The following is a 24,290-nucleotide window of genomic DNA, read 5'->3' on the forward strand; positions in this document are numbered from 1 at the left end:
CTCTCCTTATTTAGCAACTAATGTTTTTTCTAACTCTCCATTATCCACAGCCTTTAACTTAAAGGCTTCGACACATTTCCCATCGCAAATCTCACATACAATCATTTGAAAAAGTGTTGGGATTCCACTAGATTCAGGCACACTTAAGCGACTAGGAATCCCGGTTAAAAAACGCTCAATTGGTTCTTTGCATTCCATTCCTATAACACTTTCTCTTGCTCCGCTCATTCCTACATCACTCACTCCAAAAGTCCCATCAAAAATCTCTAAATCATCTGTTCCTATATGCGTATGCGTGCCAAAAATTGCTGCGATTTTGCCTTTTAACATCATAAACATTGCACGTTTTTCGCTTGTTGCTTCTGCGTGAAAATCTACAATAATATTTTTTATCCCCTCATTTTGTAGTGCATCAATAGTAGCATTTGCACAAATAAAAGCATTATCACATTGTGGCATTCCAAAATGCCCCATTAAATTCACCACTGCAAAGCGTTCATTATTGATAGCACCACGATACAAACCGCTGCCTACAACACCTTGTGGATAATTATGAGGACGCAACACATTAGAATTTTCAATGCCCAAAAATGCAACAATCTCTCTTTTATCCCAAGTATGATTTCCCCCAGTAAAAATATCTACTCCAGAATCTTGTAACTCTTGTATGCTTTTTAAACCAAGTCCAAATCCATGGCTTGCATTTTCTCCATTCGCAACCACAAAATCAAGGTTATAGTTTTGCTTTGCTTCCTTTACATAGCGTGCAACCTGCCCTCTGCCAACTTTCCCCACAATATCACCAACAAACCCAAAGCGCATTATTTTTCTTTCAACCTCTCTAAATACTCAAACACTGCTTTAAAAACATCATCTTCATCTTTGCTGCTTGCTTTAATATTTATCTTATCTCCATCAAGAGGCGCAAAAGTAATGTTTTGCTGATAATTCATAATGCTTGCGATTCCACAATTTCTAGCAATAATCTTAATACGGATTAAATCCAAAAATTGCCTTGTATAAATATCTAATCTCCCAAATCGCTCTTCAATCTCCCCTTCTATTGCAAAAACTGCTTTTTCATTTTCACATTTTGATAATCGCCGATAAATCTCTAAACGCAAACGCTCTGATTCCACCAACTCGGGATTTAAAAATGCTGTTACACTAAGCTTAACCTCTACACTTGCTTCTTTTTGTTGCATATTTCCACTAAGAGCAAAAATTGCATCTTCTAGCATTCTTAAATATAAAGAATATCCGATATTTTTAATATGCCCACTTTGCGCTTCTCCAAGCAAATTCCCTCCCCCGCGAATCTCTAAATCATGATAGGCTAGCGCACCTCCACTACCTAAAAAGGAATTTTTCTCTAAAGCCAATAAACGCTTTTTTGCATCTTCTGTAATTGCGTTAAAATCCTCCACAAGCAAATAACAAAATCCTTCTTTATTTCCGCGCCCAACACGCCCTCGTAATTGGTGCAAATCTGCAATCCCAAAACAATTTGCATTATCTACTAAAATTGTATTTGCATTTGGCAAATGGATTCCAGATTCCACAATACTTGTGCAAAGAAGCAAATGATAAGTCCCTTTAGCAAACTCTAACACAATATCTTCTGCTTCATTTGCAGGAATTTGTGAATGTAAAATCGCAATATTTAGCTTTGGAAGCACACGCAAAATCTCTTCTTTTCTTTGTTTGATAGTAGCAATATTATTATGAATATAAAACACTTGCCCACCACGCCGCATTTCTCTCATAATCACTTCTTTTAAAAGCGTGTCATCTAAATGTTTAATAAAAGTGCGTGTCGCTTGCCTTTCACTTGGGGGAGTTTTTAACTCACTTAAACCCTTAATATGGGAGAGTGCCATATTTAGAGTTCTTGGAATCGGAGTTGCTGACATTGATAATAAATGAATATTTTGACTTAAATCTTTAATTTTTTCCTTTTGTTTAACCCCAAATTTATGCTCTTCATCAACAATCATTAATGCGAGATTTTTAAATTCTACATTCAAAAGTGCGTGCGTGCCAACGACTGCATCTAAATTACCTTCTTTTAAATCTTGTAAAATCTGCTTTTTCTCTTTAGCACTTACATAGCGGTCAAGTCTTGCTAAACGCAACCCAAATAGGGATAATCTCTCTTTAAGTGTATTAAAATGCTGATAAGTGAGCAATGTTGTTGGTGCAATCATCGCAGATTGAAAACCACTTAAAAACACAGCAAACATTGCATTCATTGCGACTTCTGTTTTACCAAAACCAACATCACCACTAAGCAACCTATCCATAACTTTACCGCTGCTTAAATCTTTAAAAATTTCAGCAATTGCTTGCGTTTGGTCTTGTGTATAATAGAATCCACTTTGATTTTGGAAGATTAAAATTTCTTCTTTTTGCACATCACAAACCACACCATCAATCAACTCACGCTTAGCAGCTAAAGCAACAATAGCATTTGCAATGACAAAAAGTTTTTCTTTTACTTTTTCTTTGAGTTTTGCAAAAGAACCTTTACCTAAGCGGTCTAATACCGGAATCCCGCCACTATCTGCAATATAGCGGTCTATTTTGTCTAAATTTTCAACCGGCAAAAGAAGCTTATCCTCACCCAAATAGCGCAATGCAATAAAATCACGTGTTGCGCCAAAAATATTTGCTTGTGTAATTCCATTAAAAATTGCGATTCCATAATCACAATGCACCACATAATCCCCAACATTAAGCTCATCTAATAAAATTTTTGCTTTAGAATGTTTTTTTTGTTTTTGTGGTGAATTTAGCGATAAAATTAAAATCTCTTTGCCCAAAAGATTAACCGCGTAATCCACTCCAAACTTAAAAGTATAAGGGGAATCTAGTGGGATTCTAGCTTGTCGCACTTGTGCTTCAGTTTTTGCTAAAATCGTAATATGTTTATTTTGGTGCAATGCTAAAAAGTCTTGCAAGGTGTTAAAGTTATAATCAAAATCTTGATAATCTTTAGTTGGCTCTAAAGTTTTTCCCTTGATAATCTGTTCTAGCTTTTGTGCATTATGTTCTTTAAACCCTAAAATTTCTTGTGCTAAATCTTTAGCAGCTGGCAATACAACAAAAGGATATTCTTTTAAAAAATCTTTTGCGATTCCAATATTTTCTAAACACCAAAATCCAAAACCTAAAAGATTATTGCCCTTATCCAAATCTAATAAGGATTGTTTTGTAGGAAGTTCGGAAATCTCTTGCTCTAGCATATCGTAGGCTGTAACACTAAGATTTAAAAATGCAGGTGGAATCTCTAAAGATTCCAAAACTTCTTGTGTGCAAAGTTGTGTTTGTAAATCAAAATGGCGCACACTCTCTACTTCATCTCCAAAAAGAGTAATACGACAAGCCTGCTCACTATTTGGCGTTAAAATATCAATAATATCTCCGCGTATAGAAACTTCACCACCTAATTCTACTAAATCGACAAATTCATAACCAAAATGTAACAGCGTCTCTTTAAAATTCTTAAGATTTAAAACATCTCCAACTTTAAGCATAATCGCACATAAAGATTCTGCATTAGGCATAGGGTGCAACAGAGTAAATAAAGGTGATAATAAAATCTTTTCACCTTTATACGCATAAAAATTTCTAAGTGTCTCAAAAATAGCACTTAGCTCCTCTTGATAACTGCGTAAATCATCGCCAAAAGTTGCCCTAAAATCTGGCAAGACAAAGCTTTTAAATCCTAAAAATTTTACTACATCAGCGCAAGATAAGGCACTTTGCCTATCTTCGCATAACACAACCAAACCATTATCAAAGCGTGTTTTAAATTCTCTTTTATGCTCTTTTAAAAAAACATAAATGCTACTTTGATACAATGCCTTCCTCTATTTTTTGATTTAGTGGAATTGATTTTGGCGCTTTTAAGTCTGTTTTATTTCTATCATATTCGTTGTTTTTATGCACAACACTTTGCCCTACGAACTCTCCACCTTTCTCAATAATTAATTCTTTTGCGACAACATTTCCATCAATTCTTCCTTGCGGTAGAATCTCTACTGTATTGCAAGTGCAATTCCCCATAAGCTTTCCGCTAATGACTAAATGCTCTGCATCAATACTGCCATCAACATTGCCTGTTTTTCCAATTGCTACATTTGTTTTCGCAACAATATTACCCTCTAAAACACCATCAATATGTAAGCTGCATTCACTATACACATCGCCTTTTATTTTTGTTCCTTGCGCAATAATGCTGGTGTTTCCCGAATTTCCACTAGTTGATTTATCATTGTTAGCAAAGATTGCCATTTTACACTTTTCTCCTTTTCAAAAATTTTAGTATAGTCCCGCATTGTCCATTCAATAAATGGACGCGGATTTAAGTCTTGACTTAAGTAGCGGATTTCATAATGCAAATGCGGACCCGTGCTTCTTCCGCTGTTACCGGAATAAGCAATAACCTGCCCTCGCCTTACAAAATCTCCTTTTTTTACAGCAATTCTACTCAAATGTGCATAAAAAGTGCTAAAGCCAAAGGAATGTTCTAATTTTAACATAATTCCATAACCGCCATTATAGCTATTATTTGTAAAATATGCTACACCATCAGCTGGTGCATAAATAGGTGTGCCAACAGGTAGCCCAAAGTCAATTCCTGTATGTGGTTGTGTGCGTCTTAGAACTGGATTTACACGTGTGCCCCATTCTGAAGTGATACGATAATTCCCACGCAATGGAACTCCATTTGGAAGTAACTGCATCACAAATGCTTTTTGCGCCCCAGTGATACTCGCTAAATCTACGCGCTCAATTAGGCTTAAATCTTGTTGTTCTATAATTTGATCACTTAGCCCAACAATTCCTTCTAAGTCTTCTATTCTATCAGAAACTTTAACCAATTCTTCTGTTTTTTCATCAATTAAAGCTTGCAATTCTTCATTTCTTTCATTAATCTTTAAATATTCTTGTTGCATTAAATCGCGTTTTACTTCAATTTGACGCACTTCTTTTAAAAGAAGTTGAATGGAGATAAAACTGAAGAAAAAAATCACAACTACAAGCAAAATTACATAAAGCACAATTTGTTTCATATACTGATGGATATTATACTGCTTAGAGCCATTAACATCAGTTATGGTTACAACAAAACGATTTTTCATTCTTTATTATCCATTATTCTATTTGCTTGAAATTCTTTTAAAAATTTTGCCACAACACTAAAAGAACCGCAAACCAAATATTGTTCTTTTTGATTAATACCGCAAAAATTGCAATAAGGAATCTCTAATTCTTCTAAAATTTTTTCTAATAGACTCTTTTCTATAATACGCGGATTTTTGACTTCAAAAATCTCTACACGCTTAATTTTTGACTTCAAAAGAAATAAAATCTTTTTAGGATTTTTATCAAAATAGGAATTATAAATTAAAATAGTTTTATTTTTATTTAAAGTATCACATTCTAACAATACTTTAGCTCCATCAACATTATGCAAAACATCTAAATAAACATTTGGCAATAATTTTTGGAATCTTCCTTGTAAATCAAGAGGAGGCAAAATTTTAAGTAAAGATTCCAATGTAAAATTAGGTAGTTTTTTGATTTGTTGCAATTCTAACAAACCTTGCCAAGCAAGGGCTAAGTTTTGTGCTTGATAGCTTGGATAGTGCTTTGCTTGCACAAATTGAGAAATCTCTTTTGGAATTGTATTAATCTGCACCAAATGCGCACCCTTTTCTTTAACAATCTTTTGTGCAATGGATATGACAACCTTTTCTCTTTGTATTCCCAATACTGCTATTTTTGCCATTGCATTAAGCTTTGTTGTCGCGATTGCTTCAATACTTTCTCCAAGGTAGGTTTCATGGTCAATTCCAATGCTAGTAAATAATGTAAGCTTAGGAGAAGAACAAGTTGTTGTAGAATCATACTCCCCACCAAGCCCTGCTTCTAAAATCACCACTTCACACGCACTAAAAACCCTAAATGCCAAAAATGTTAGCACTTCAAAATAGCTCGCTTCTTTTAAAATCTCTAAATCCAAACTTTCAAAAGCATGCTCTAATGCAGATTCTGCAATATTTTCCCCATTAATCCAAAAACGCTCGCACAAAGATAATAAATGCGGTGAAGTAAAATGCCCCACATTTACCCCCAAAGCTTTAAGTGCTAAAGCTAGGAATCTCCCTGTGCTTCCTTTACCATTTGTGCCAATGATTTGAATAATAATCTGATTTGCATTAAAACTAAGGTTTAGCTGCTCTAAAAGTTTTGGAGCGCGTTTTGGGTCAAAAGGAGCATACTCTACCCCTTTTTGCTCCAAAAACTTCTCTAACTTACGCATCATATTTAATGATTCCTTGAGAGTCTTTGTGTTTAATAAACTCTTCAATACTCATCTTTAGCATAGATTCTAAATCTTTTGCCTCCATACGATGTGAAACTTGTGCGCTTAATGAAATTGTAATGCGTGTTTGTTGAAACATAAATTTACTTTGATTAACAATCTTATCCAAATTATAAATAAACGCGATTGCTTCTTCTTTTTCTCTTCCTAATAAACAAGCTAAAAATTCCTCATCTCCATAATAAGCAATCAAATCCCTTGCATTACTATATTGCTTTAATAATCTCCCAAGTGTTGCTAAAATGCGCTTTGCCGCCTCTAATCCAAAATGTTCTTTTATTTTGTCATATTCTGCGATTCCAAAAACAATTACAGAATAATTTTCCTTATTCTTCAAAAATTCTTCTTCTGCAAAATGCAATACCTCTTGCATACCAACCTTGCTAACAAGCGTTGTTACTGCATCAATAGGCAAAGCCATTACATCTTTATATTGCGAAGGTTTTTTTGGAGTTTCTGGCGGTTTTATGAAATCTTGTTGTTTAGGCGTTTGTGCATTTGACAAAGTTTGCTGATTTTGCGAAGTCTGTGGATTTTGTGGAGATTCAGCACTTTTTGCACACAAAGCCAAAATTTGTGATTCCAAACTTTTTAGCAATTTTACTTGATTGTCTTTGCTAGGTTTTGACCCTTTTAATAAATTACGCGCTTCATCTTGCCATTTTTGGAATGCTGAATGTGGAATCTTAAAATTACTTAAAATTTCAATAATTTTTAAAGAATCCAAAATATCAATTTCTGGAATCTTTTTAACTTGCTCCACCCAACGCTCACGCCAAATTTGCATTGATTTGGAGTTTAATTTATCAATTTCAATCAAATGCCCTTTAGCAAAGGTGCTAACTTCCTTTTGGGGATAGGTAGCAAGCAAGCGTAAAAGCAGTTTTAAAGTCTCAAGAGATGTGCTAAAATTTTTTTTTGAAAAATTTAAATGGTTAATTGCTTTTGTTAAAGCAATAAAAAACTCATTCTTGTTCTTAAATTTCTTATTTGAAAGACTTTCTTTGACTTCAGATTCTAGCATTTCAAGCACTTTTTCTATACTAAATTCCATTTCAACTACAACACCCAACTTTTTTGCAGCAGCACAATAGGCTTGTGCATACGCATCTGGCGTTGGATCTTTCCCTTCCTTTAGTAACTCTCTTAAAGCTTCTCTAGCAATATTTTGTGCATTTTGCATCAATAACCATCAATTCCCACTTGAGATATAAATCCATCAAGAGCTTGCAACACAGAACGATTAATTGCCTCAAGACGAATAGAATCCGTGATAATAGAATTTTCATTAACAGAAAAATTATAATATCCTCTTTTATTAAATATACGCATTTTTTGATTTAAATTATTAATATATTTAAATTCTACAATAACTTCACAACGATAAAAAGTCGCAAAACCTGTGCGATTCTCTGCTAGAGAGTTAAAATTTACCGAGCGCAGTTGCACTTCTATAATAGAAATTGCATCATTTTTATCCACAATGTTTGCATGCAAACGCTCAAAAATACTTTTAGAAAGTTCATCTTTTAGTATTACGCTATTTTGAGGATCTCTTGGGTCAATCTTAACTTCTATATAGATTTTATCCCCCAATGTCTTTTGTGTATTATATGCTAAAGGTTTATAGCCACAACCACCAAAACTAAATACCATAGCACACACAAAAGCGATAAAGATTTTTTGCATTATTTCACCACAAAATTCACAAGCTTATTAGGCACGACAATTTCTTTAATAATTGTAGCTTCAGCAATCCATTTTGAAACAGCTTCCTTAGCAAGTGTTAAAATTTCATCATTATTGGCATTTACAGCGACTTTTATTTCTCCTCTACGCTTCCCATTAACCGTAATTGCCATAATAATAGAATCCTCTTTTAGTGCTGTTGTATCCACTGCAATTGGTGCAAAGTTTGCAAGATTAAAATATTCCTTGCTTAACTCCCAACAAATATGTGGAATAATTGGCTCTAAGATATTGAGCAAAATGAAATATCCTTCACTCCATACTTCTGTATTATCTTGCTCATTAAGCGCATTTAAAGCTTCCATGCAAGATGCGATTAATGTATTAAATGTATATCCACTTTCATGTGTAAAGGTTTCATTGGATTTTTTAAGTGTTTCATACACTTTTTTGCGCGCATACTTCTCTGCTTCACTTAAGTTTTCCGCAGTAATCTTTGGCAAGCTTGTCATTTTTTGTGTTTTTTCTATCTTTGCGCATAAACGCTTGATAAATCGATAAGAACCTTCTACTGCTGCATCATTCCATTCTAATTCACGCACAGGAGGAGCGGCAAATAGAGTAAAAAGCCTTGCTGTATCTGCACCATATTGCGCAATAATCTCTTCTGGATCGACAACATTTCCTTTAGATTTACTCATTTTTGCGCCATCTTTTGTTACCATTCCTTGCGTTAAAAGATGAGAAAATGGCTCTTTGGATTCCGTATAACCTAAATTTTTTAAGACTTTTGTAAAAAAGCGTGCATACAATAAATGTAAAATCGCATGTTCGATTCCACCAATATACTCATCAACGTCCATCCAATATTGCGCATCTTTGGCACTAATTGCTTCGTTTTGGCGTAAGTTTTGCGGTGTCGTATAGCGCAAGAAATACCAACTTGACTCTACAAAAGTATCAAGTGTATCTGTTTCCCTTGTCGCTTCTCTGCCACATTTTGGGCAAATGCAATACTTCCAACTTGGGTGTTTGTCTAAAGGATTTCCTTCTCCATCAATACTTACATCTTCTGGTAAAGCAACAGGCAAGTTTTCTAAAGATTCTGGAACAATTCCACAAGCCTCACAATGGATTAAAGGAATCGGAGTCCCCCAATATCTTTGCCTTGAGATTCCCCAATCACGTAATTTAAAATTAACAACAGATTTGCCCTTCCCGCTTTTTTCAAAAAATGCAATGATTTTCTTCTTTGCATCTTCATTATCTAAGCCATTATACTCTTCAGAGTTTATAAGCACTCCACCTTCTGCATAAAAATTATCTCTCACAGAATCTGTAGAATCTTTTGGCTTAATCACAGGAAGAATTGGAAGATGATATTTTTTTGCAAAATCAAAGTCCCTTTCATCATGTGCTGGGACACTCATCACAGCTCCGCTTCCATATCCCATTAAAACAAAATTTGCTACCCATAATGGAATCTTTTTGCCATTTAAAGGATGCACAACATTAATTCCTAATGGAATCCCTATTTTTTCTTGTTGCGCACGCATTCTCTCGCTTGTATTTTGCATCGTTTGAATTTGTTGTGCTGCCTCTTTTGAGATTCCATACAATTCTGCATTTTGCATTATTGCTTTTACTAAAGAGTGTTCAGGTGCAAGTGCGCAATAACTCACCCCATAAATCGTATCAGGGCGCGTTGTAAAAACTTCTAAGGTAGAAATTGCACAATCTCCTTCACCGATTCTTCTCTCTAAATCAAAAGAAAAGCTCAAACCTTCAGATTTGCCAATCCAATTTCTCTGCATTGTAAGCACTTGATTAGACCACTTGCCCTCCAAAGTTTCTAAATCCTCTAACAACTCTTGCGCATAATCTGTAATTTTAATGTAATATTGATACATTTCTTTTTGCACCACAGGAGTATCACAACGCCAACATTTTCCTTCAATCACTTGTTCATTTGCAAGCACAGTTTGGTCATTAGGACACCAATTTAAAAAACCTTTCTTGCGATAAATTAGTCCTTTTTCCCACATTGCAATAAAAAAGGCTTGCTCCCACTTTGAATAAATTGTATCGCAAGTTGCAAGCTCACGCGTTTTAGAAAATGAGAATCCCAAACTATAAAGCTGGGATTTCATATTTTCAATATTAGAATATGTCCAAGCTTTAGGATGAGTTTTATGTTTGATTGCGGCATTTTCTGCAGGCATTCCAAAAGCGTCCCAACCAATAGGGTGCAAAACATTATAACCTTCTTTGCGAAACTTTCTTGCGATACAATCACTAATACAATAATTACGCACATGTCCCATATGGATATTTCCGCTAGGATAAGGAAACATACTTAAAATGTATTTTTTAGGTAAATTTTTATCGTCTTTGGGTTCATATGCACCACTTTCTTCCCAAAAGTTTTGCCATTTTTTTTCAATAGCTTTAGGATTGTATTCCATGCGCCGCCCTTAATTATAATTATTGTAACTCTTAATGCTTTCAATAGCAATGAACACAATAGAAACAATATTTGCAACTACTGCCCCAAGTGCCAATGCCACAGCAATATTAACATTATTAAAGACTTGCATATAAATAAATGATGGAATCAAATGTAAATCTGCAACCAAAGAAGCTGCCATTAATTCTGCAGACATAAAACTTCTAACACCTATTTTTAAAATTGTAGAAAGAATATTTACTCCCCCAGCAATAAACAACATCACCAAATTTTGTTCATACAAAAAACCTACCGTTGAAGTTAGGCTCATTAAGATAAAGAATACAAAAGTTACTTTTCCCCAATCCATTATTACATTCTCCCTCTTTCATACATTTCACGCAATTTTTTCTTTTCTAATGCCTTGCGTTGCGCTTCTGTTACTTTTTGGCAATAGGCTTGTAAATTAAATCTAAATAAAATTACTAATTTACTTGCCACAAAAATAGAACTATAACTTCCGACAATAGAACCTACCAACATAGGCAAACTAAAGCCTTTAATAATCTCTCCACCAAAAGCATAAAGTGTAAAAACTGTAAAAAATACTGTTAGAGAAGTTAAAGCTGTCCTTGAAAGCGTAGCTGATAATGCTTCATTGATAACATTTTCTAAACTATCATTGACTCTAATGCCTATTGTTTCTCGGATTCTATCAAAAATGATTATTGTATCGTTAATAGAATATCCAATGAGTGTCAAAAGTGCAGCAATAACTTCTAAACTCAAATCAATATCAAATAAAATCACCGCACCCGCAGAAATTACCACATCATGCACAAGAGCCAAAACCGCAGCCAATGCAAAACGCCATTCATAACGATACGATACATAAAGCATAATACTAATGATTGCTAAAATTAGAGCTAAAGAGCCTTTTTCTTTTAGCTCATTACCTACTTTTGGACCTACAATATCCACACGGCGCACGCTCAAATCTCCTGTGTTCTTTAGCACATTTGCGACTTCTTGCCCAATATCTTGATTAACTTTTGATGAAGCGGTAGGAAGTTTGATTAAAATCTCTTCTGGTGAGCCAAATTCACTAACTTGCACACCACTATATGCTTCTACTGCTTCTAATGTTTTACGAATCTCTGCTAAAGGAGCTGGCTTTTCATACTGCACTTGAATGACTGTCCCGCCCGCAAAATCTACTCCAAGACTAAATCCGGGTTTAACAAATAAAATCAAAGACCCAACAAATAAAATCAAAGAAAGCACGATTCCATAATTTGACATTTTTACGAAATCATAAATTCTATTATGCTTGAAAAAATCCATATTTATCCTTATTTGCTTTTATCTTTATAACCAAACCAAAGCGCATAGTTGCCAGATTTTATAATACGATTTTGAAACATTCTAAATATCCCATGCGTCCCAACAATCGCAGTGATAATAGATGCTAAGATTCCAATACTCATAGTAATAGCAAACCCTTTAATTGCACCTGTTCCACACATATAAAGCAACACAGCGGCGATTAAAGAAGTTAAATTGGAATCAAAAATCGCCCTTGAGGCATTTGCATAACCATTTTCCATAGATTTTATAAAATTTTCTTTTGCTCGGAATCCCTCACGGATTCTTTCATTGATAATTACATTTGCATCCACAGCCATACCAACTGTTAAAATTATCCCAGCCATTCCGGGTAATGTTAAAGTTGCCCCAAAAAGAGCCATTACTGCAATCACAAGAAGGATATTAACAATCATCGCAAGATTTGCAATGATTCCAGCGATTCCATAATACAACACCATAAAAATCACAACAAGAATCGCACCAGTAATAAGCGCAACCATAGAAGCCTTAATACTATCTGCTCCTAATGAAGGTCCAACGCTACGCTTTTCTAGTAAAACAATAGGTGCAGGCAAAGCCCCGCTTCTTAGGGCAATAGCAATATCGCTTGCTTGTTGCACGCTAAATCCTCCACTAATTTGACCACTTCCCCCACCGATTCTCTCTCTAATAACAGGTGCAGAATATACCTTGCCATCTAGCACGATAGCCATACGATTACCAACATTTTTTCCAGAAAAATCTCCAAAGATTTTTCCTCCTTGTGCATTAAGCGTGAAGTTGATAATAGGTTGTCCGTTTTGGTCATAGGCTGCTCTTGCATCTGTTAGCATTGCACCATCTAAAATCGGAATCGCTTTAAGCAAGATTTTTTGGTTTTCATCTTCTATAAAAGGTAAGACTACATCACCATAGGATTCTGCTTCTAATTGCGTCATCGATGAAACTCTAGCATTACGCGCTTCATCGACTGCCATCATTTGTAAATGCCCGCCTTTAGAAATTAATTCTAAAGCACGTTGCTCATCTTCTTGCGTTTTAATCCCGGGTAATTGCACCAAAATTGCGTCTTCTCCCTGCTTTGTTACACTAGGCTCAGATAATCCGAATTGATCTAAACGATTCCTTATGTTTCCAATTGCTTGTTCAATTGCAAAGTTTTTAAGGTTGATAATTTCTGCTTCTGTGAAAGTAAGCGTATAGCGCAAACTATTCTCAATCACATCTAAACCTTTGATTTCTTTCAAATAAGAATCCATTTTGGCTTTTTCATTAGAATCTAACAACTCAAAACTAACAGAATCCCCAAACGCACTTAATCCATCTAATAGAATTTGCTCATCTAAAGCGTAATAATTAATTTGGGAAGCCAAAGAAGAATAGCGCGTTTTAATTGCTTCTTCTGTTTGCACTCCCAAAAGCAGATTTAACCCCCCTTGCAAATCAAGACCTAATGTGATTTTAGGACCTTGTGTTTGAAAAAGAGAAGGGATAGAAAGCACAATTCCAAAAAGTGTTGCAATGATAAAAAATAGCAACTTTGTATTAAAAGATTTTTTCATATACGATTTACACTATTGTTCAATTTTTTTAGCGACATAATCTTTAGAGAGTTTTACAAGTGTATCATCATTTAAACGCACCATAAAAAACTCTTCTTCTTTCTTTACAACCTCTACGATAAATCCACCGCTTGTAACGATTTTGTCCCCTTTATCTAAACTTGCAATCATTTCTCTATGACGTTTAGCTTGCGTTTGCTGCGGGCGAATAATTAAGAAATAAAAAATTGCAATTAAAACAATTAACGGAAGTAATTGTGTCAAGATATTTCCAGCATTTTCCATAAAGTCAATCCTTATAAAATAAATTTGCGGATTTTACCACTGCTTTACTAATTAAATGTTTAAGCTTTGGATTCCAAACTTGTGGAATCCAAAAGTTTTAACAACTATAAGTTGTGATAAACTCAAAAGGATGTGGGCGTGCTTCCCAAGGCCAAATTTCAGTTTCAAATTTATAAGTTTTATACGCTTGAATAAACTCTTCGCTAAACACTGCACCTTCTTTTAAAAATGCGCGGTCTAATAACATCTCTTCAATTGCGTGTCTTAGTGTATGTGGAAGCTGCTTTATGCCCTTTTCGCGAATCTCATCTAAATGCAACTCAAAAAGATTTATTTCCATAGGCTCGCCTGGCTCAATGCTATTTTTGATTCCATCAATTCCTGCCATAAGCAAAGAAGAAAATGCTAAATAAGGATTACTTGAGCTATCTGGGAATCTAAATTCCATTCTTTTTGCTTTTTCCCCACTATTATATGGAATCCTAATACTCGCACTTCTATTTTGCGCAGAATATGTCAAAATGCTTGGAGCTTCAAAACCCGGAATCAATCGCTTATAAGAATTTGTGCTAGGATTTGTAAAAGCTGCTAAAGCTCTAGCATGCTTTAATACTCCTCCTAAAAAATGTAAAGCCATTTGGCTTAAACCTTGATAGGAATCTCCCGCAAAAAGATTCCTATTTTCTTTCCAAATACTAATATGCACGTGCATTCCGCTACCATTATCACCATAAAGCGGTTTTGGCATAAAAGTCGCTGTTTTGCCATTTAAATGTGCAACCATTTTTACAACATATTTAAGTTTTTGCACATTATCAGCAGCTTCTAACATATTTCCAAATTTCACACCAATCTCACCTTGTCCTTGCGCAACCTCATGATGCACAACAAAAGTTTCTAAGCCCACTTGCTTAAGCACTTTTACCATTTCAGCACGCAAATCCACCATAGAATCTACTGGAGCAACAGGAAAATATCCCCCTTTAGTTCCCGGACGATGCCCGAAATTCACTCCTTCAAATTCCTTGCTGCGATTCCACTCTCCCTCTTCTGTATCAAGCTCATAATACTGACAATTCACAGAATCTTTAATCTTAATAGAATCAAACACAAAAAATTCATTTTCTGGACCAAAATACGCTACATCTCCAATTCCAGAATCTTTTAAATATTGCATAGCACGCTTAATAATGGAACGTGGGCATTTTTCATAAGGCTCATCTTTATAAATATCCCACACATCACAAAATACAACAGCAGTCGTATCCGCTGTAAAAGGGTCAATAAAATAACGCACAGGGTCTGGGATTAGCACCATATCAGATTTATCGACTGGTTGCCACGCAGGAAGCGAACTTCCATCAAAAGGAATCCCCTCAAAACTGCTTGCATCAATTACTTCTATATCAAAGGAAAAATGATGCCAAACTCCTTTAATATCCGTAAAGCGAAAATCAATAAATTCTACTTCATTTTCCTTGCAATACTTAAAAAACTCTTCTACTGCTTTTTTATCCACTGCTGGTCTTTGCATTTTGATTCCTTTTAAAAATTTTCCTAAGATTTTAGCGGCTTTTTCTTTAACCACCGATTTAAATATAAACTTTAGTCGTCATCATCATCTTCTAAATCTTCTGGATATTGAAAAAACTTGCTCTCCATTTCTAATATCCCAAAACGATACACAATGTGCGTATTTGCACCCATTTCACGCAAACGCTCTACTTCCACATTCACACATTTTTTCAAGCGTTCAATCAGATTGATAATTTCTTTTTGCCACTCTTTTTCCTTTAAGGTTAAAACCAAATATTCTGGATTATTCAGAAAAATATCTGGCTGATTAGCATTAAAATCCTCTCTGATTTTTGTCAGAATCATCTCATAATCTTGAGTCTTTGCGTGATACAAACTATAAGAAAATAATAATTTTGGCATTATTGATTAATCTGATAATTTGGTGCTTCTTTAGTAATCATCACATCATGCACATGCGATTCTCTAAGCCCACTTTGTGTAATCTCCACAAACTCTGCCTTTTCCCAAAGTGTTGGAATATCCTTAGCTCCTAAATATCCCATTGAGGAGCGCAAGCCTCCAAGCATTTGGTGAATAACATCTGCGATTCTTCCACGATAAGGCACTCTTCCTTCAATTCCTTCTGGAACAAGCTTCTCTTGTGCCATGCCTTCTTGAAAATATCTATCTGCACTTCCGCGATTCATCGCTCCTAAACTTCCCATACCGCGATACATTTTATATTGTCTTCCTTGATAGATAATTGTCTCTCCCGGAGATTCTTCTGTTCCCGCTAGCATACTTCCAATCATCACGCTAGAAGCACCTATTGCTAAAGCTTTTGCAATATCCCCAGAATACTTAATACCACCATCTGCAATAGCTGGGATTCCGGCTTTTTGACAAACTTGTGCAACAGAATCAATCGCAGTAATTTGTGGCACTCCAACACCTGCTACAATTCTTGTTGTGCAAATACTTCCTGGACCAATTCCAACTTTTACCCCATCTGCGCCTGCATCAATGAGTGCTTGTGCTCCTTCTCCTGTTGCGACATTTCCAGCTACAATATCAATAACTAAGTCTTTTTTAATTGTTTGAATCGTTTCTAAAATCCCTTTACTATGCCCATGTGCAGAATCTAAAACTAATACATCAACTCCTGCATCTACAAGAGCTCTAGCGCGGTCATACTGAAATACGCCAATCGCAGCACCCACGCGCAAACGTCCGAAATCATCTTTGTTGGAGTTTGGATACTCAATGCGCTTTTGAATATCTTTAATCGTAATTAGCCCTTTTAGGATTCCTTTTTCATCAACAATAGGAAGTTTTTCAATTTTATGCTTATTCATAATACTGCGTGCTTCTTCTAAACTCGTTCCAACACGCCCAGTAATCAAAGGAGCTTTTGTCATCACATCTTTAACAAGACGCGTTAAATTTGTCTCAAAACGCATATCACGATTTGTCAAGATTCCAATTAAACCTCCATGCTCATCTACGACAGGCACACCAGAAATCTTATAATTATCTGTAATTTCTTTTGCATCGGCAAGTATGGAATTTGGACTAATATAAATAGGGTCAATAATCACTCCACTTTCACTTTTTTTTACTTTTTTAATCAATGCAACTTGTGTTGGAATATCCATATTTTTATGAATAATTCCAATCCCTCCTAATCTTGCCATTGCAATAGCTGTTCTTTCTTCTGTTACAGTATCCATTGCAGCAGAAGCAATAGGAGCATTTAATGCGATATTGCGAGAAAATTTTGACTGCAAGGAAACTTCTTTAGGTAGAATCTCTGAATATGCAGGGACTAATAAAACATCCTCAAAGGTTAATGCGCGCGCTCTAATCCTCATAAAAACTCCTTATCTTAATGTATTTTTCTAAATGCAATGCAATATCAAGTAAAGTTTGCTCATCAAAAGCTTTTCCAATAAATTGCATTCCTATAGGCAATCCCTCATCACTATCAACAGGCAAAGAAATAGCAGGCAATCCCGCAAGATTTATCCCAATCGTATAAATATCCTCCAAATACATTTGCAAAGGTGTTTTACACGCGTCAAAATCAAATGCAACACTTGGAGAAACTGGAGATAAAATCACATCACAATCTTGTAGAATCGTATTATATTGTTTAGCAATCAAAGTGCGCACTTTTTGCGCTTTAATATAATACGCATCGTAATATCCACTACTTAATACAAAAGAGCCAAGCAAGATTCTGCGCTTAACTTCATCACCAAAGCCTTCAGAACGCGTTTTTAAATACAATTCTTTTAGATTGCTTAAATCTTTTGCGCGTCTTCCATAACGCACCCCATCAAAACGCGCTAAATTTGAACTTGCTTCTGCGGTGCAGATGATATAATATGCAGCAATCATATAGCTAGTATCTAGCATTTGTTTTTCAAGAATCGTGTGTCCATTTTTACTTAAAAGATCTATCGTTTTTTGGTAAGCATTTTGGATATTAGAATCCGCATCTTTTAGAAAATCTGGCAAAATTGCAATTTTTAATTTTCGCTCTGCATTTAGTGCATTAAAAGTATTTGGGGATTCCATTTTTGCACTTGTAGAATCCATCGTATCATAGCCTGCAATCGCATCAAAAAGCAAGGCACAATCTGTTACATTTTGCGCAATAGGTCCAATTTGGTCCAAACTTGAACTATAAGCCACAAGCCCATAGCGACTAACACGTCCATAAGTAGGCTTTAATCCCACGCAACCACAAAAGCTAGCGGGTTGCCTAATGCTTCCTCCTGTATCACTTCCAAGTGCTGCAAGTGCGATTCCACCTGCCACAGCCGCTGCGCTTCCGCCGCTACTTCCACCGGGAACTTTATTTTTATTTTTAGGATTTAGTGTTTTGCCATAGCAACTACTTGCTGTTGTGCTTCCCATTGCAAACTCGTCCATATTTGTGCGTCCAAAAGGAGCAAAACCTTTTTTAATAAGATTCTCTATGGCTGTTGCATTATAAGGAGCGATATAACCTTGTAAAATTTTGCTGCCACAAGTAATTTCCCAGCCTTTTACATTAATATTATCTTTAATCGCAATAGGCAAAAGATTTGTATCGCTATCTTCTAATGCACCAACATAGGCGTTTAAATCGCTTACTTGGATTTTTTCTCTCAATGTCTTTTTTAGTGCTTGAATACCATCTTTATCAAATTTAAGTGCTTCTTGTAGTGTTGGAATATCCATCAAAAACTCCAAAATGAATAAAAAATTTTGGAATTATAAAGCAGTTTTATTAATATAAGGGTTAAAAATTTATCTTTTTTGTGGTTTTTGAAAAATCCGCAAATAAATTTCGCTAAGCCCTATAATTTTCAGCTGAAAAATTTAATAAACATTAATAATTTATGCTATAATTAAAAATTAAATTACCTACTTAATATTTAGGTGAGTTAAATTTTTAATTCTTAAATTAATAAGTATGTAGTTTAATAATTCAATTTGTGTAAGGATAAGCAAGATGTTTGGCAGTGAATATAAAGAAAAATTACAACATGCTTTAGAAGAAAATAAGCTCCTAAAAGCAAAACTACAAGAAATGTTAGACAAAAATAAGGCATTAGAAGAACAATTACAATCTACAAGTAGCACAAATACTACAAAAAATGAAGAGTGTGCTGGGACTTTTAGAGATATGACTTTATCTCTAGCAAAAGGTTGCGGTGTTAATTTAAAAGTTTTGCAAGATGATTTTGGCAAATCCATTAATCTTTTATATAATGCAAAAGAAATTGCAGAAAACAATAAACAAAACACTCAAGAAACGCAAGGTGTTCTTGTAGAGGGAATCTCAAATATGACAGCCAAGCTATCAGAATTTAATAGTATGATTACACAAGTGCAAAATGATTTTACAACAATTTCAAGTGTTATAGCACTAATTACAGATATTTCTGATCAAACAAACCTTCTTGCTTTGAATGCCGCTATTGAAGCAGCAAGAGCAGGAGAGCATGGAAGAGGATTTGCTGTTGTTGCTGATGAGGTTAGAAAACTTGCAGAACGCACACAAAAAGCAACAAAAGAAATTGAAATGAATATTCAAGTTGTTAGACAAAATTTCTCTGAAGTGCAAACTTCCACAGATAGCATTATTAGCGAAATGGAAACATTAGAAGCACAAAATGAAACATTAGAAAAGATTAACTCATCTGCAGATACGATTTGCAAAGATACTTATGAGATTCTTATTGCAACATTTATTGGACTTATAAAGTTAGACCACACACTCTTTAAAATAAATGGCTATAGAGCAATTTTTGATGAAGATTTAGAAGCAAAATTTGCTGGTCATCATGATTGTCGCTTAGGTAAATGGTATGATACTGGTAGAGGAAAACAAGTATTCTCAACACTTCCAAGCTATGCGAAGCTAGAGCCATTCCATAAAGATGTGCATGACAATATCATTGCAGCGCATGAAATTATGAAACAGCATGGGAACTCTCGTGATTGTTTAGAAGAAATTTACGAATACTTTAAAAAAGCAGAAGAAGCAAGTGATGCTGTTGTTGCTTGCCTAGATAGCCTAGCACAAGAAAAACTTGCTTCATTGGAATCCTAATAAAAGAGAGTTCTAATACTCTCTTAGCTCATTTTCCTCTTCTTCTATTGCTTGTAAAATTTCTGTATAAGTTTCTAAAGATAGCTTTGCTTGTTCTTCATCAATCTTTCCCATCACATATCCAATATGCAAAAGCACATAATCCCCAACTTGCACTTCTTCTTGCATTAAATCCAAACTTGCTTCACGCGTAACACCTAGTGTATCAAGCATTGCCATATTGTTTTTTGTATCAATAGAGATAACTTTAGAAGGTATGGCTAGACACATAATTTTGCTCCTTTTTTTGTTGTAAAAATGCACAGAATTCTTGCAAAGATTCCATATTTTTAGACGATAACAAAAATAATGGAATCTCCTTTTTCAATTTTGCTAAATCCTTCTGCACTCTTTCTATTTTAAAATCAAACACATCTATCAAATCTGCTTTAGAGATTATAACAGCATCAGCGCATAAAAACATTGTAGGATATTTTAGCACTTTATCATCTCCCTCTGGAGTAGAAAGCAAGACAATATTCATATTAGCACCCAAATCATAACTTGCAGGACACACAAGATTCCCTACATTTTCAATAAACATAAACTCTTTTAATGCTCCTTGTTGATGTAGTTTCTCTAATGCTTCTTTTACCATTAAAGCTTCTAAATGGCAAGCCTCTCCGGTAGTAATTTGATACGCATTGACACCAAAACGCGATAAACGTTCTGCATCACGATTTGTTTGCAAATCTCCTTCCACCACGCTAAAATTCAAAAGATTATGTTTAACAATGCTCTCTAGTAGTGTTGTTTTTCCGCTTCCTGGGGAACTCATAAGATTAATCACAAACATATGATTTTGTCTATAAATACCACGCAGCTCTTCTGCAACTTTATCGTTTTTTGATAAGATTCTTTGTCCAACTTCAACACTTCTTATAGGATTCTCCACTAGCTATCCTTAGTAAAATATCATTTACATTGTAACGCAACTTCTCTAACAAATCAACTTAAAACAATTCTTACAATAAATTCGTTATTATGCGCTCTTTAAAAAAACAAATAAGGATAACAAAATGATAGAAATTTCTAATGAAGCAAATTTACCAACACAATTTGGAAAGTTTAAAATCCGTGCATTCAGAGAGATAAAATCCAATCAAACCCTAGAACATCTTGTGATTAAAACACAAGATTTACCACAAAATCCCCTTGTGCGCGTGCATTCAGAATGCCTAACAGGAGACGCACTTCTAAGCCTCAAATGCGATTGTGGTAGTGAGCTACATATTGCACTACAAAGAATCCAAAAAGAACAAGGAATGGTTATTTATCTGCGTCAAGAAGGTAGAGGAATCGGGCTTTTTAATAAAGTCAATGCTTATGCCTTGCAAGATACAGGACTTGACACGGTAGAAGCTAATTTAGCATTAGGATTCAAAGACGATGAACGTGATTATAATGTTGTAAAATTTATCTTTGATTTTTACAAGCTAACACATATTCGTTTGCTTACCAACAATCCTAGCAAAATCAAAATTTTTGAAACAATGATAAAATTAGAAAGAGAGCCAATCCTCACAGAATGCAATCAGCATAATGCACACTATCTCGCTATCAAAAAAGAAAAGATGGGACATCTACTCTAAAAAGGAATCCCATGCAAACAAAAATTGATTTTAAAGACGCAAAACAGATTCTACATGCACAAAATATCACTCCAATAGGTGTTGAGCGCGTATTTTTACATAATGCTTTAGGGCGCATTTTGGCAAAGGATATTCTTGCTCCTTCAGATATGCCAATCACCCCTCTTTCAAATATGGACGGATATGCCTTTAGCTCCAACTTTAAAGACGCCAAAACCTTTGAGATTCTAGGAGAGAATCCAGCAGGAAGCGCACAACCAACACTCCCGCTTAACGCTCCTTATGCGATAAAAACTTTCACAGGGGCTACGATTCCATTGTATGCAGATATGCTTGCACCAATTGAACATTGCAAAGTTACACAAAATACATTAGAGGTTATTACTTTGCCACAAACTTGGCAATACATTAGACAAAGAGGGGAGAATTATAAACAAGGCGAAATATTGCTCACACAAGGAACGCAACTAAACGCGCACCACATTGGGCTTTTAGCAAGCCTTAATCAAGTCTTTGTTGAAGTTTTTATATGCCCAAAAGTTGGAATCTTAGTTAGTGGAAATGAGCTTTTAGAGATTGGGGAGAATGCAAGCGATTCTAAAAATCTTTATAACGCAAATGGACATTTACTCTTTGCAAAAGTGTTAGAGAATGGCGGAATCCCAAAACTTTACCCGATTTTAAAAGACAATGCAGAGCAAATCCAACACTATATTAATCTTGCCTTACAAGAATGTGATATGGTAGTAACTAGCGGTGGAGCAAGCGTTGGGGATTATGATTTTATCGCTGCACTTTGCAAAGAACGCGCAAAAGAAGTTGTCTTTCAAGGTGTGCGTATTAAGCCAGGGCAGCATATTATCTATGCACGCTTTAACCATAAGTATTTTTTTGGATTGCCCGGCTTTCCAAACTCCACACTTGTAACTTTTGAACTTTTTGTAAAAGAGATTTTTAAAAAACTAAGCGGAACCACACTTAAGACTACGATTCTTAAGATTCCACTCACACAAGATATTCACAAAAACGATACACGCTTGGAATTTCGCGTTTGTAATGTGCGCAATGTTGATGGAAATTTTCAAATTGATTTTAAAGATAAAAAAGATTTTCAAAGTGCGATTCTAAATAACTTCTGCCCGCTTGATGACGCACAAGTTGGGCTTTGCATTTTAGATTCTAGCAAAAAAAATGGAGATATTATAGAAGTTATTTTGCTCTAAGTTTATCCTCTAAGGTTTGCGGATTACAAACCTTAAAGTTGGTCCATCTTGCTCCACTGCTAAGACTTCAAAACCTCTATTTTTAGCATCTACAGGGATTGAATTAATCGCTTGTGGGCAATCACAAAGCACTTCTAAGACTTCGCCTTTTTTAAGTTGCGGCAATACCTCTATGGTAGCAATTGCAGGCATCGGGCAAGCTTCTCCTTGAATATCAAGCGTGTATGTGATTTCAACATTTTCTAAATTAGCCATTTAAGCCTTCCTTTTTAGCAAAAAATTGTTTTTTATAGGCAAAGATTAGCGCAAGTGAGAGAAGTAAAAACCCAACATTTAAAGCAAGACCGGGTAAAGCACCAAAATCATTTAAAAGTTGGATTTTTGGACCAGATTTAATCCAATCTGGAATCCTATCATAACTTAACGCCAAAATCGCAGTTCCAGCGAAATTTGCTACGCCAACTATCATAAAATGCACTTGCCCTTCAGCCGCTCTATAGGTCCAGCCACACTCACAACCACCAGCAAAAACGATACCAAAACCAAACAAAAAAGCACCAAGTGCAACAGCAATTGAAAGGCTTCTAACAAAGGCTGTGTATCCATTTAACATCAGTATAAAAATGATAAATGTGGCAATAATCATTCCATAATACGCGCCTTTTGCAGCATTGTCTCTACCAAATAAAAACAAATCTCTAAAACATGATGTAAAGCAGACTTGACCGCGCGAAATCACAAATCCAAAAATCAGCCCAAAAATTAATCCAAGTGGCAAGAAACTAGATTTCACTTTCAAAGTAAAGGGTTCAGTTGTTGCAAAAAGATAAACAAGCCAAATCAGCGTTAAAATTAGAATCGCTAAGCCATATTTAAAATGGCGATTTGCACGGCTTTTGTCATGCACGATTCCCTTGCCACTTACACCGCATTTTTCAAGAGTAGTTTTTGGCATAAAAATTTTAAGCTTACCAACTTTTGTAGCGGCAAAAATCCCAAGAACCATAAAGATTGCAAATTCCCAAGTGTGCAGTGAAAAATAGGGAAGCCCTGTAAAAAAATCCAGCAAATTACAACCAAAAGCAAGTCTTGCACCAAAGCCAGATAAAAGACCACCAATAATTGCTTGAGCAATACGAATCTTAGAAGCAGGAAGGCGGAATTTAACCTTATTTGCCCAAAGGGCTGCTATTAACGCACCTAAAAACATACCAATAAGCACAAGCCCTTCATAGCGGGTTAGTGGATTTCCTGAAAGGTTTGTCATATTATAATAGCTATATTTGCTAGTATCAAGCCCAAAAAGCTCCAAAAACTCGCCTCCCCAGCGCGTCATCTCACCAGTAACTTGCCAACCTGTGCCAAAAAAACCAAAATAAATTGAAGCAATAATTGCAAGTGCAATCATAGCTTTTGAAGTATCCCAAAAATAAAGAAGATATTTTTGTTTGAATTGCTTTAAAAGTGAAAGCATGAAGTGTCCTTAGGAAAATGTTATATGCAAACCTTGCATAAAATAAGACTGAAATTGTAATCAAAAAAAATTAAATTTAAAATAAAAAGTTATC

The 24,290-nt window shown here is 35.2% G+C and carries 23 protein-coding genes and 1 pseudogene; 4 read left to right on the forward strand and 20 right to left on the reverse strand.

The window, feature by feature from the left end:
- Positions 1–6 precede the first annotated feature (6 nt).
- From LS70_RS01445 to gatA, 16 genes are all read right to left on the reverse strand, one after another.
- Positions 7–822: a TIGR00282 family metallophosphoesterase gene (locus LS70_RS01445; protein ID WP_034288750.1), complete on the reverse strand. Its 816-nt coding sequence runs from the start codon at positions 820–822 to the stop codon at positions 7–9.
- Positions 822–3,863, reverse strand: a complete 3,042-nt coding sequence (mfd, locus tag LS70_RS01450) for a transcription-repair coupling factor (RefSeq protein ID WP_034288747.1) — start codon at positions 3,861–3,863, stop codon at positions 822–824. Before mfd ends, LS70_RS01445 begins: the two co-directional genes overlap by 1 nt.
- Positions 3,850–4,296, reverse strand: a complete 447-nt coding sequence (locus LS70_RS01455) for a bactofilin family protein (RefSeq protein ID WP_034288744.1) — start codon at positions 4,294–4,296, stop codon at positions 3,850–3,852. The genes mfd and LS70_RS01455 overlap by 14 nt, the downstream gene beginning before the upstream one ends.
- Positions 4,215–5,147, reverse strand: coding sequence for a M23 family metallopeptidase (locus LS70_RS01460; protein ID WP_034288741.1), 933 nt, complete (start codon positions 5,145–5,147; stop codon positions 4,215–4,217). Before LS70_RS01460 ends, LS70_RS01455 begins: the two co-directional genes overlap by 82 nt.
- Positions 5,144–6,334: a Mur ligase family protein gene (locus LS70_RS01465; protein WP_236096405.1), complete on the reverse strand. Its 1,191-nt coding sequence runs from the start codon at positions 6,332–6,334 to the stop codon at positions 5,144–5,146. Before LS70_RS01465 ends, LS70_RS01460 begins: the two co-directional genes overlap by 4 nt.
- Complete coding sequence (locus LS70_RS01470) at positions 6,324–7,577, reverse strand: diguanylate cyclase domain-containing protein (RefSeq protein ID WP_034288738.1); 1,254 nt, start codon at positions 7,575–7,577, stop codon at positions 6,324–6,326. Before LS70_RS01470 ends, LS70_RS01465 begins: the two co-directional genes overlap by 11 nt.
- Entirely contained in the window at positions 7,577–8,083 is a 507-nt protein-coding gene (gene lptE / locus LS70_RS01475) for an LPS assembly lipoprotein LptE (RefSeq protein WP_034288735.1), read from the reverse strand. The genes LS70_RS01470 and lptE overlap by 1 nt, the downstream gene beginning before the upstream one ends.
- Positions 8,083–10,548 (reverse strand): leucine--tRNA ligase, encoded by a 2,466-nt coding sequence (gene leuS, locus LS70_RS01480; RefSeq protein ID WP_034288732.1) that lies wholly within the window; start codon positions 10,546–10,548, stop codon positions 8,083–8,085. Before leuS ends, lptE begins: the two co-directional genes overlap by 1 nt.
- 9 nt (positions 10,549–10,557) lie before the next feature.
- Complete coding sequence (locus LS70_RS01485) at positions 10,558–10,899, reverse strand: DUF6394 family protein (RefSeq protein ID WP_034288728.1); 342 nt, start codon at positions 10,897–10,899, stop codon at positions 10,558–10,560.
- Between the two features lie 2 nt (positions 10,900–10,901).
- Positions 10,902–11,873, reverse strand: a complete 972-nt coding sequence (secF, locus tag LS70_RS01490) for a protein translocase subunit SecF (RefSeq protein ID WP_034288725.1) — start codon at positions 11,871–11,873, stop codon at positions 10,902–10,904.
- Positions 11,874–11,881: 8 nt separating this feature from the next.
- Positions 11,882–13,459 (reverse strand): protein translocase subunit SecD, encoded by a 1,578-nt coding sequence (gene secD, locus LS70_RS01495; RefSeq protein WP_034288722.1) that lies wholly within the window; start codon positions 13,457–13,459, stop codon positions 11,882–11,884.
- A gap of 12 nt (positions 13,460–13,471) precedes the next feature.
- Positions 13,472–13,744: a preprotein translocase subunit YajC gene (yajC, locus tag LS70_RS01500; protein ID WP_034288718.1), complete on the reverse strand. Its 273-nt coding sequence runs from the start codon at positions 13,742–13,744 to the stop codon at positions 13,472–13,474.
- A 97-nt stretch (positions 13,745–13,841) separates the two neighbouring features.
- Entirely contained in the window at positions 13,842–15,278 is a 1,437-nt protein-coding gene (gene glnA / locus LS70_RS01505) for a type I glutamate--ammonia ligase (protein ID WP_034289310.1), read from the reverse strand.
- A 71-nt stretch (positions 15,279–15,349) separates the two neighbouring features.
- Positions 15,350–15,682 carry a hypothetical protein gene (locus LS70_RS01510; protein ID WP_034288717.1) on the reverse strand — a complete coding sequence of 111 codons (333 nt, stop codon included), beginning with the start codon at positions 15,680–15,682 and terminating at the stop codon, positions 15,350–15,352.
- Positions 15,682–17,133: an IMP dehydrogenase gene (guaB, locus tag LS70_RS01515; protein WP_034288716.1), complete on the reverse strand. Its 1,452-nt coding sequence runs from the start codon at positions 17,131–17,133 to the stop codon at positions 15,682–15,684. Before guaB ends, LS70_RS01510 begins: the two co-directional genes overlap by 1 nt.
- Positions 17,123–18,484, reverse strand: coding sequence for an Asp-tRNA(Asn)/Glu-tRNA(Gln) amidotransferase subunit GatA (gene gatA / locus LS70_RS01520; protein WP_034289309.1), 1,362 nt, complete (start codon positions 18,482–18,484; stop codon positions 17,123–17,125). Before gatA ends, guaB begins: the two co-directional genes overlap by 11 nt.
- A 616-nt stretch (positions 18,485–19,100) precedes the next feature.
- On the opposite strand from gatA, the pseudogene LS70_RS10400 reads away from it, so the two are divergent.
- A pseudogene (locus LS70_RS10400) lies at positions 19,101–19,430 on the forward strand (methyl-accepting chemotaxis protein); the annotation flags it as partial.
- Positions 19,407–19,868 carry a CZB domain-containing protein gene (locus LS70_RS10405; RefSeq protein ID WP_236096415.1) on the forward strand — a complete coding sequence of 154 codons (462 nt, stop codon included), beginning with the start codon at positions 19,407–19,409 and terminating at the stop codon, positions 19,866–19,868. The pseudogene LS70_RS10400 and the gene LS70_RS10405, both read left to right, overlap by 24 nt.
- 12 nt (positions 19,869–19,880) lie before the next feature.
- Here LS70_RS10405 and LS70_RS01530 read toward each other — a convergent pair whose 3' ends face one another.
- Both LS70_RS01530 and hypB read right to left on the reverse strand, forming a co-directional pair.
- Positions 19,881–20,138 (reverse strand): HypC/HybG/HupF family hydrogenase formation chaperone, encoded by a 258-nt coding sequence (locus LS70_RS01530; protein ID WP_034288663.1) that lies wholly within the window; start codon positions 20,136–20,138, stop codon positions 19,881–19,883.
- Positions 20,116–20,802: a hydrogenase nickel incorporation protein HypB gene (gene hypB / locus LS70_RS01535; protein ID WP_034288666.1), complete on the reverse strand. Its 687-nt coding sequence runs from the start codon at positions 20,800–20,802 to the stop codon at positions 20,116–20,118. Before hypB ends, LS70_RS01530 begins: the two co-directional genes overlap by 23 nt.
- Before the next feature lie 124 nt (positions 20,803–20,926).
- Here hypB and ribA point away from each other — a divergent pair, with 124 nt between their 5' ends.
- Positions 20,927–21,499: a GTP cyclohydrolase II gene (ribA, locus tag LS70_RS01540; RefSeq protein ID WP_034288669.1), complete on the forward strand. Its 573-nt coding sequence runs from the start codon at positions 20,927–20,929 to the stop codon at positions 21,497–21,499.
- Positions 21,500–21,510: 11 nt separating this feature from the next.
- Entirely contained in the window at positions 21,511–22,722 is a 1,212-nt protein-coding gene (locus tag LS70_RS01545) for a molybdopterin molybdotransferase MoeA (RefSeq protein WP_034288671.1), read from the forward strand.
- A 9-nt stretch (positions 22,723–22,731) separates the two neighbouring features.
- Here LS70_RS01545 and yedF read toward each other — a convergent pair whose 3' ends face one another.
- Both yedF and yedE read right to left on the reverse strand, forming a co-directional pair.
- Positions 22,732–22,977: a sulfurtransferase-like selenium metabolism protein YedF gene (gene yedF, locus LS70_RS01550; RefSeq protein WP_034288675.1), complete on the reverse strand. Its 246-nt coding sequence runs from the start codon at positions 22,975–22,977 to the stop codon at positions 22,732–22,734.
- Positions 22,970–24,196 carry a selenium metabolism membrane protein YedE/FdhT gene (gene yedE / locus LS70_RS01555; protein WP_034288679.1) on the reverse strand — a complete coding sequence of 409 codons (1,227 nt, stop codon included), beginning with the start codon at positions 24,194–24,196 and terminating at the stop codon, positions 22,970–22,972. The genes yedF and yedE overlap by 8 nt, the downstream gene beginning before the upstream one ends.
- Positions 24,197–24,290 lie beyond the last annotated feature (94 nt).

The organism is Helicobacter sp. MIT 11-5569 (genome assembly GCF_000765695.2).
GTDB lineage: Bacteria > Campylobacterota > Campylobacteria > Campylobacterales > Helicobacteraceae > Helicobacter_D.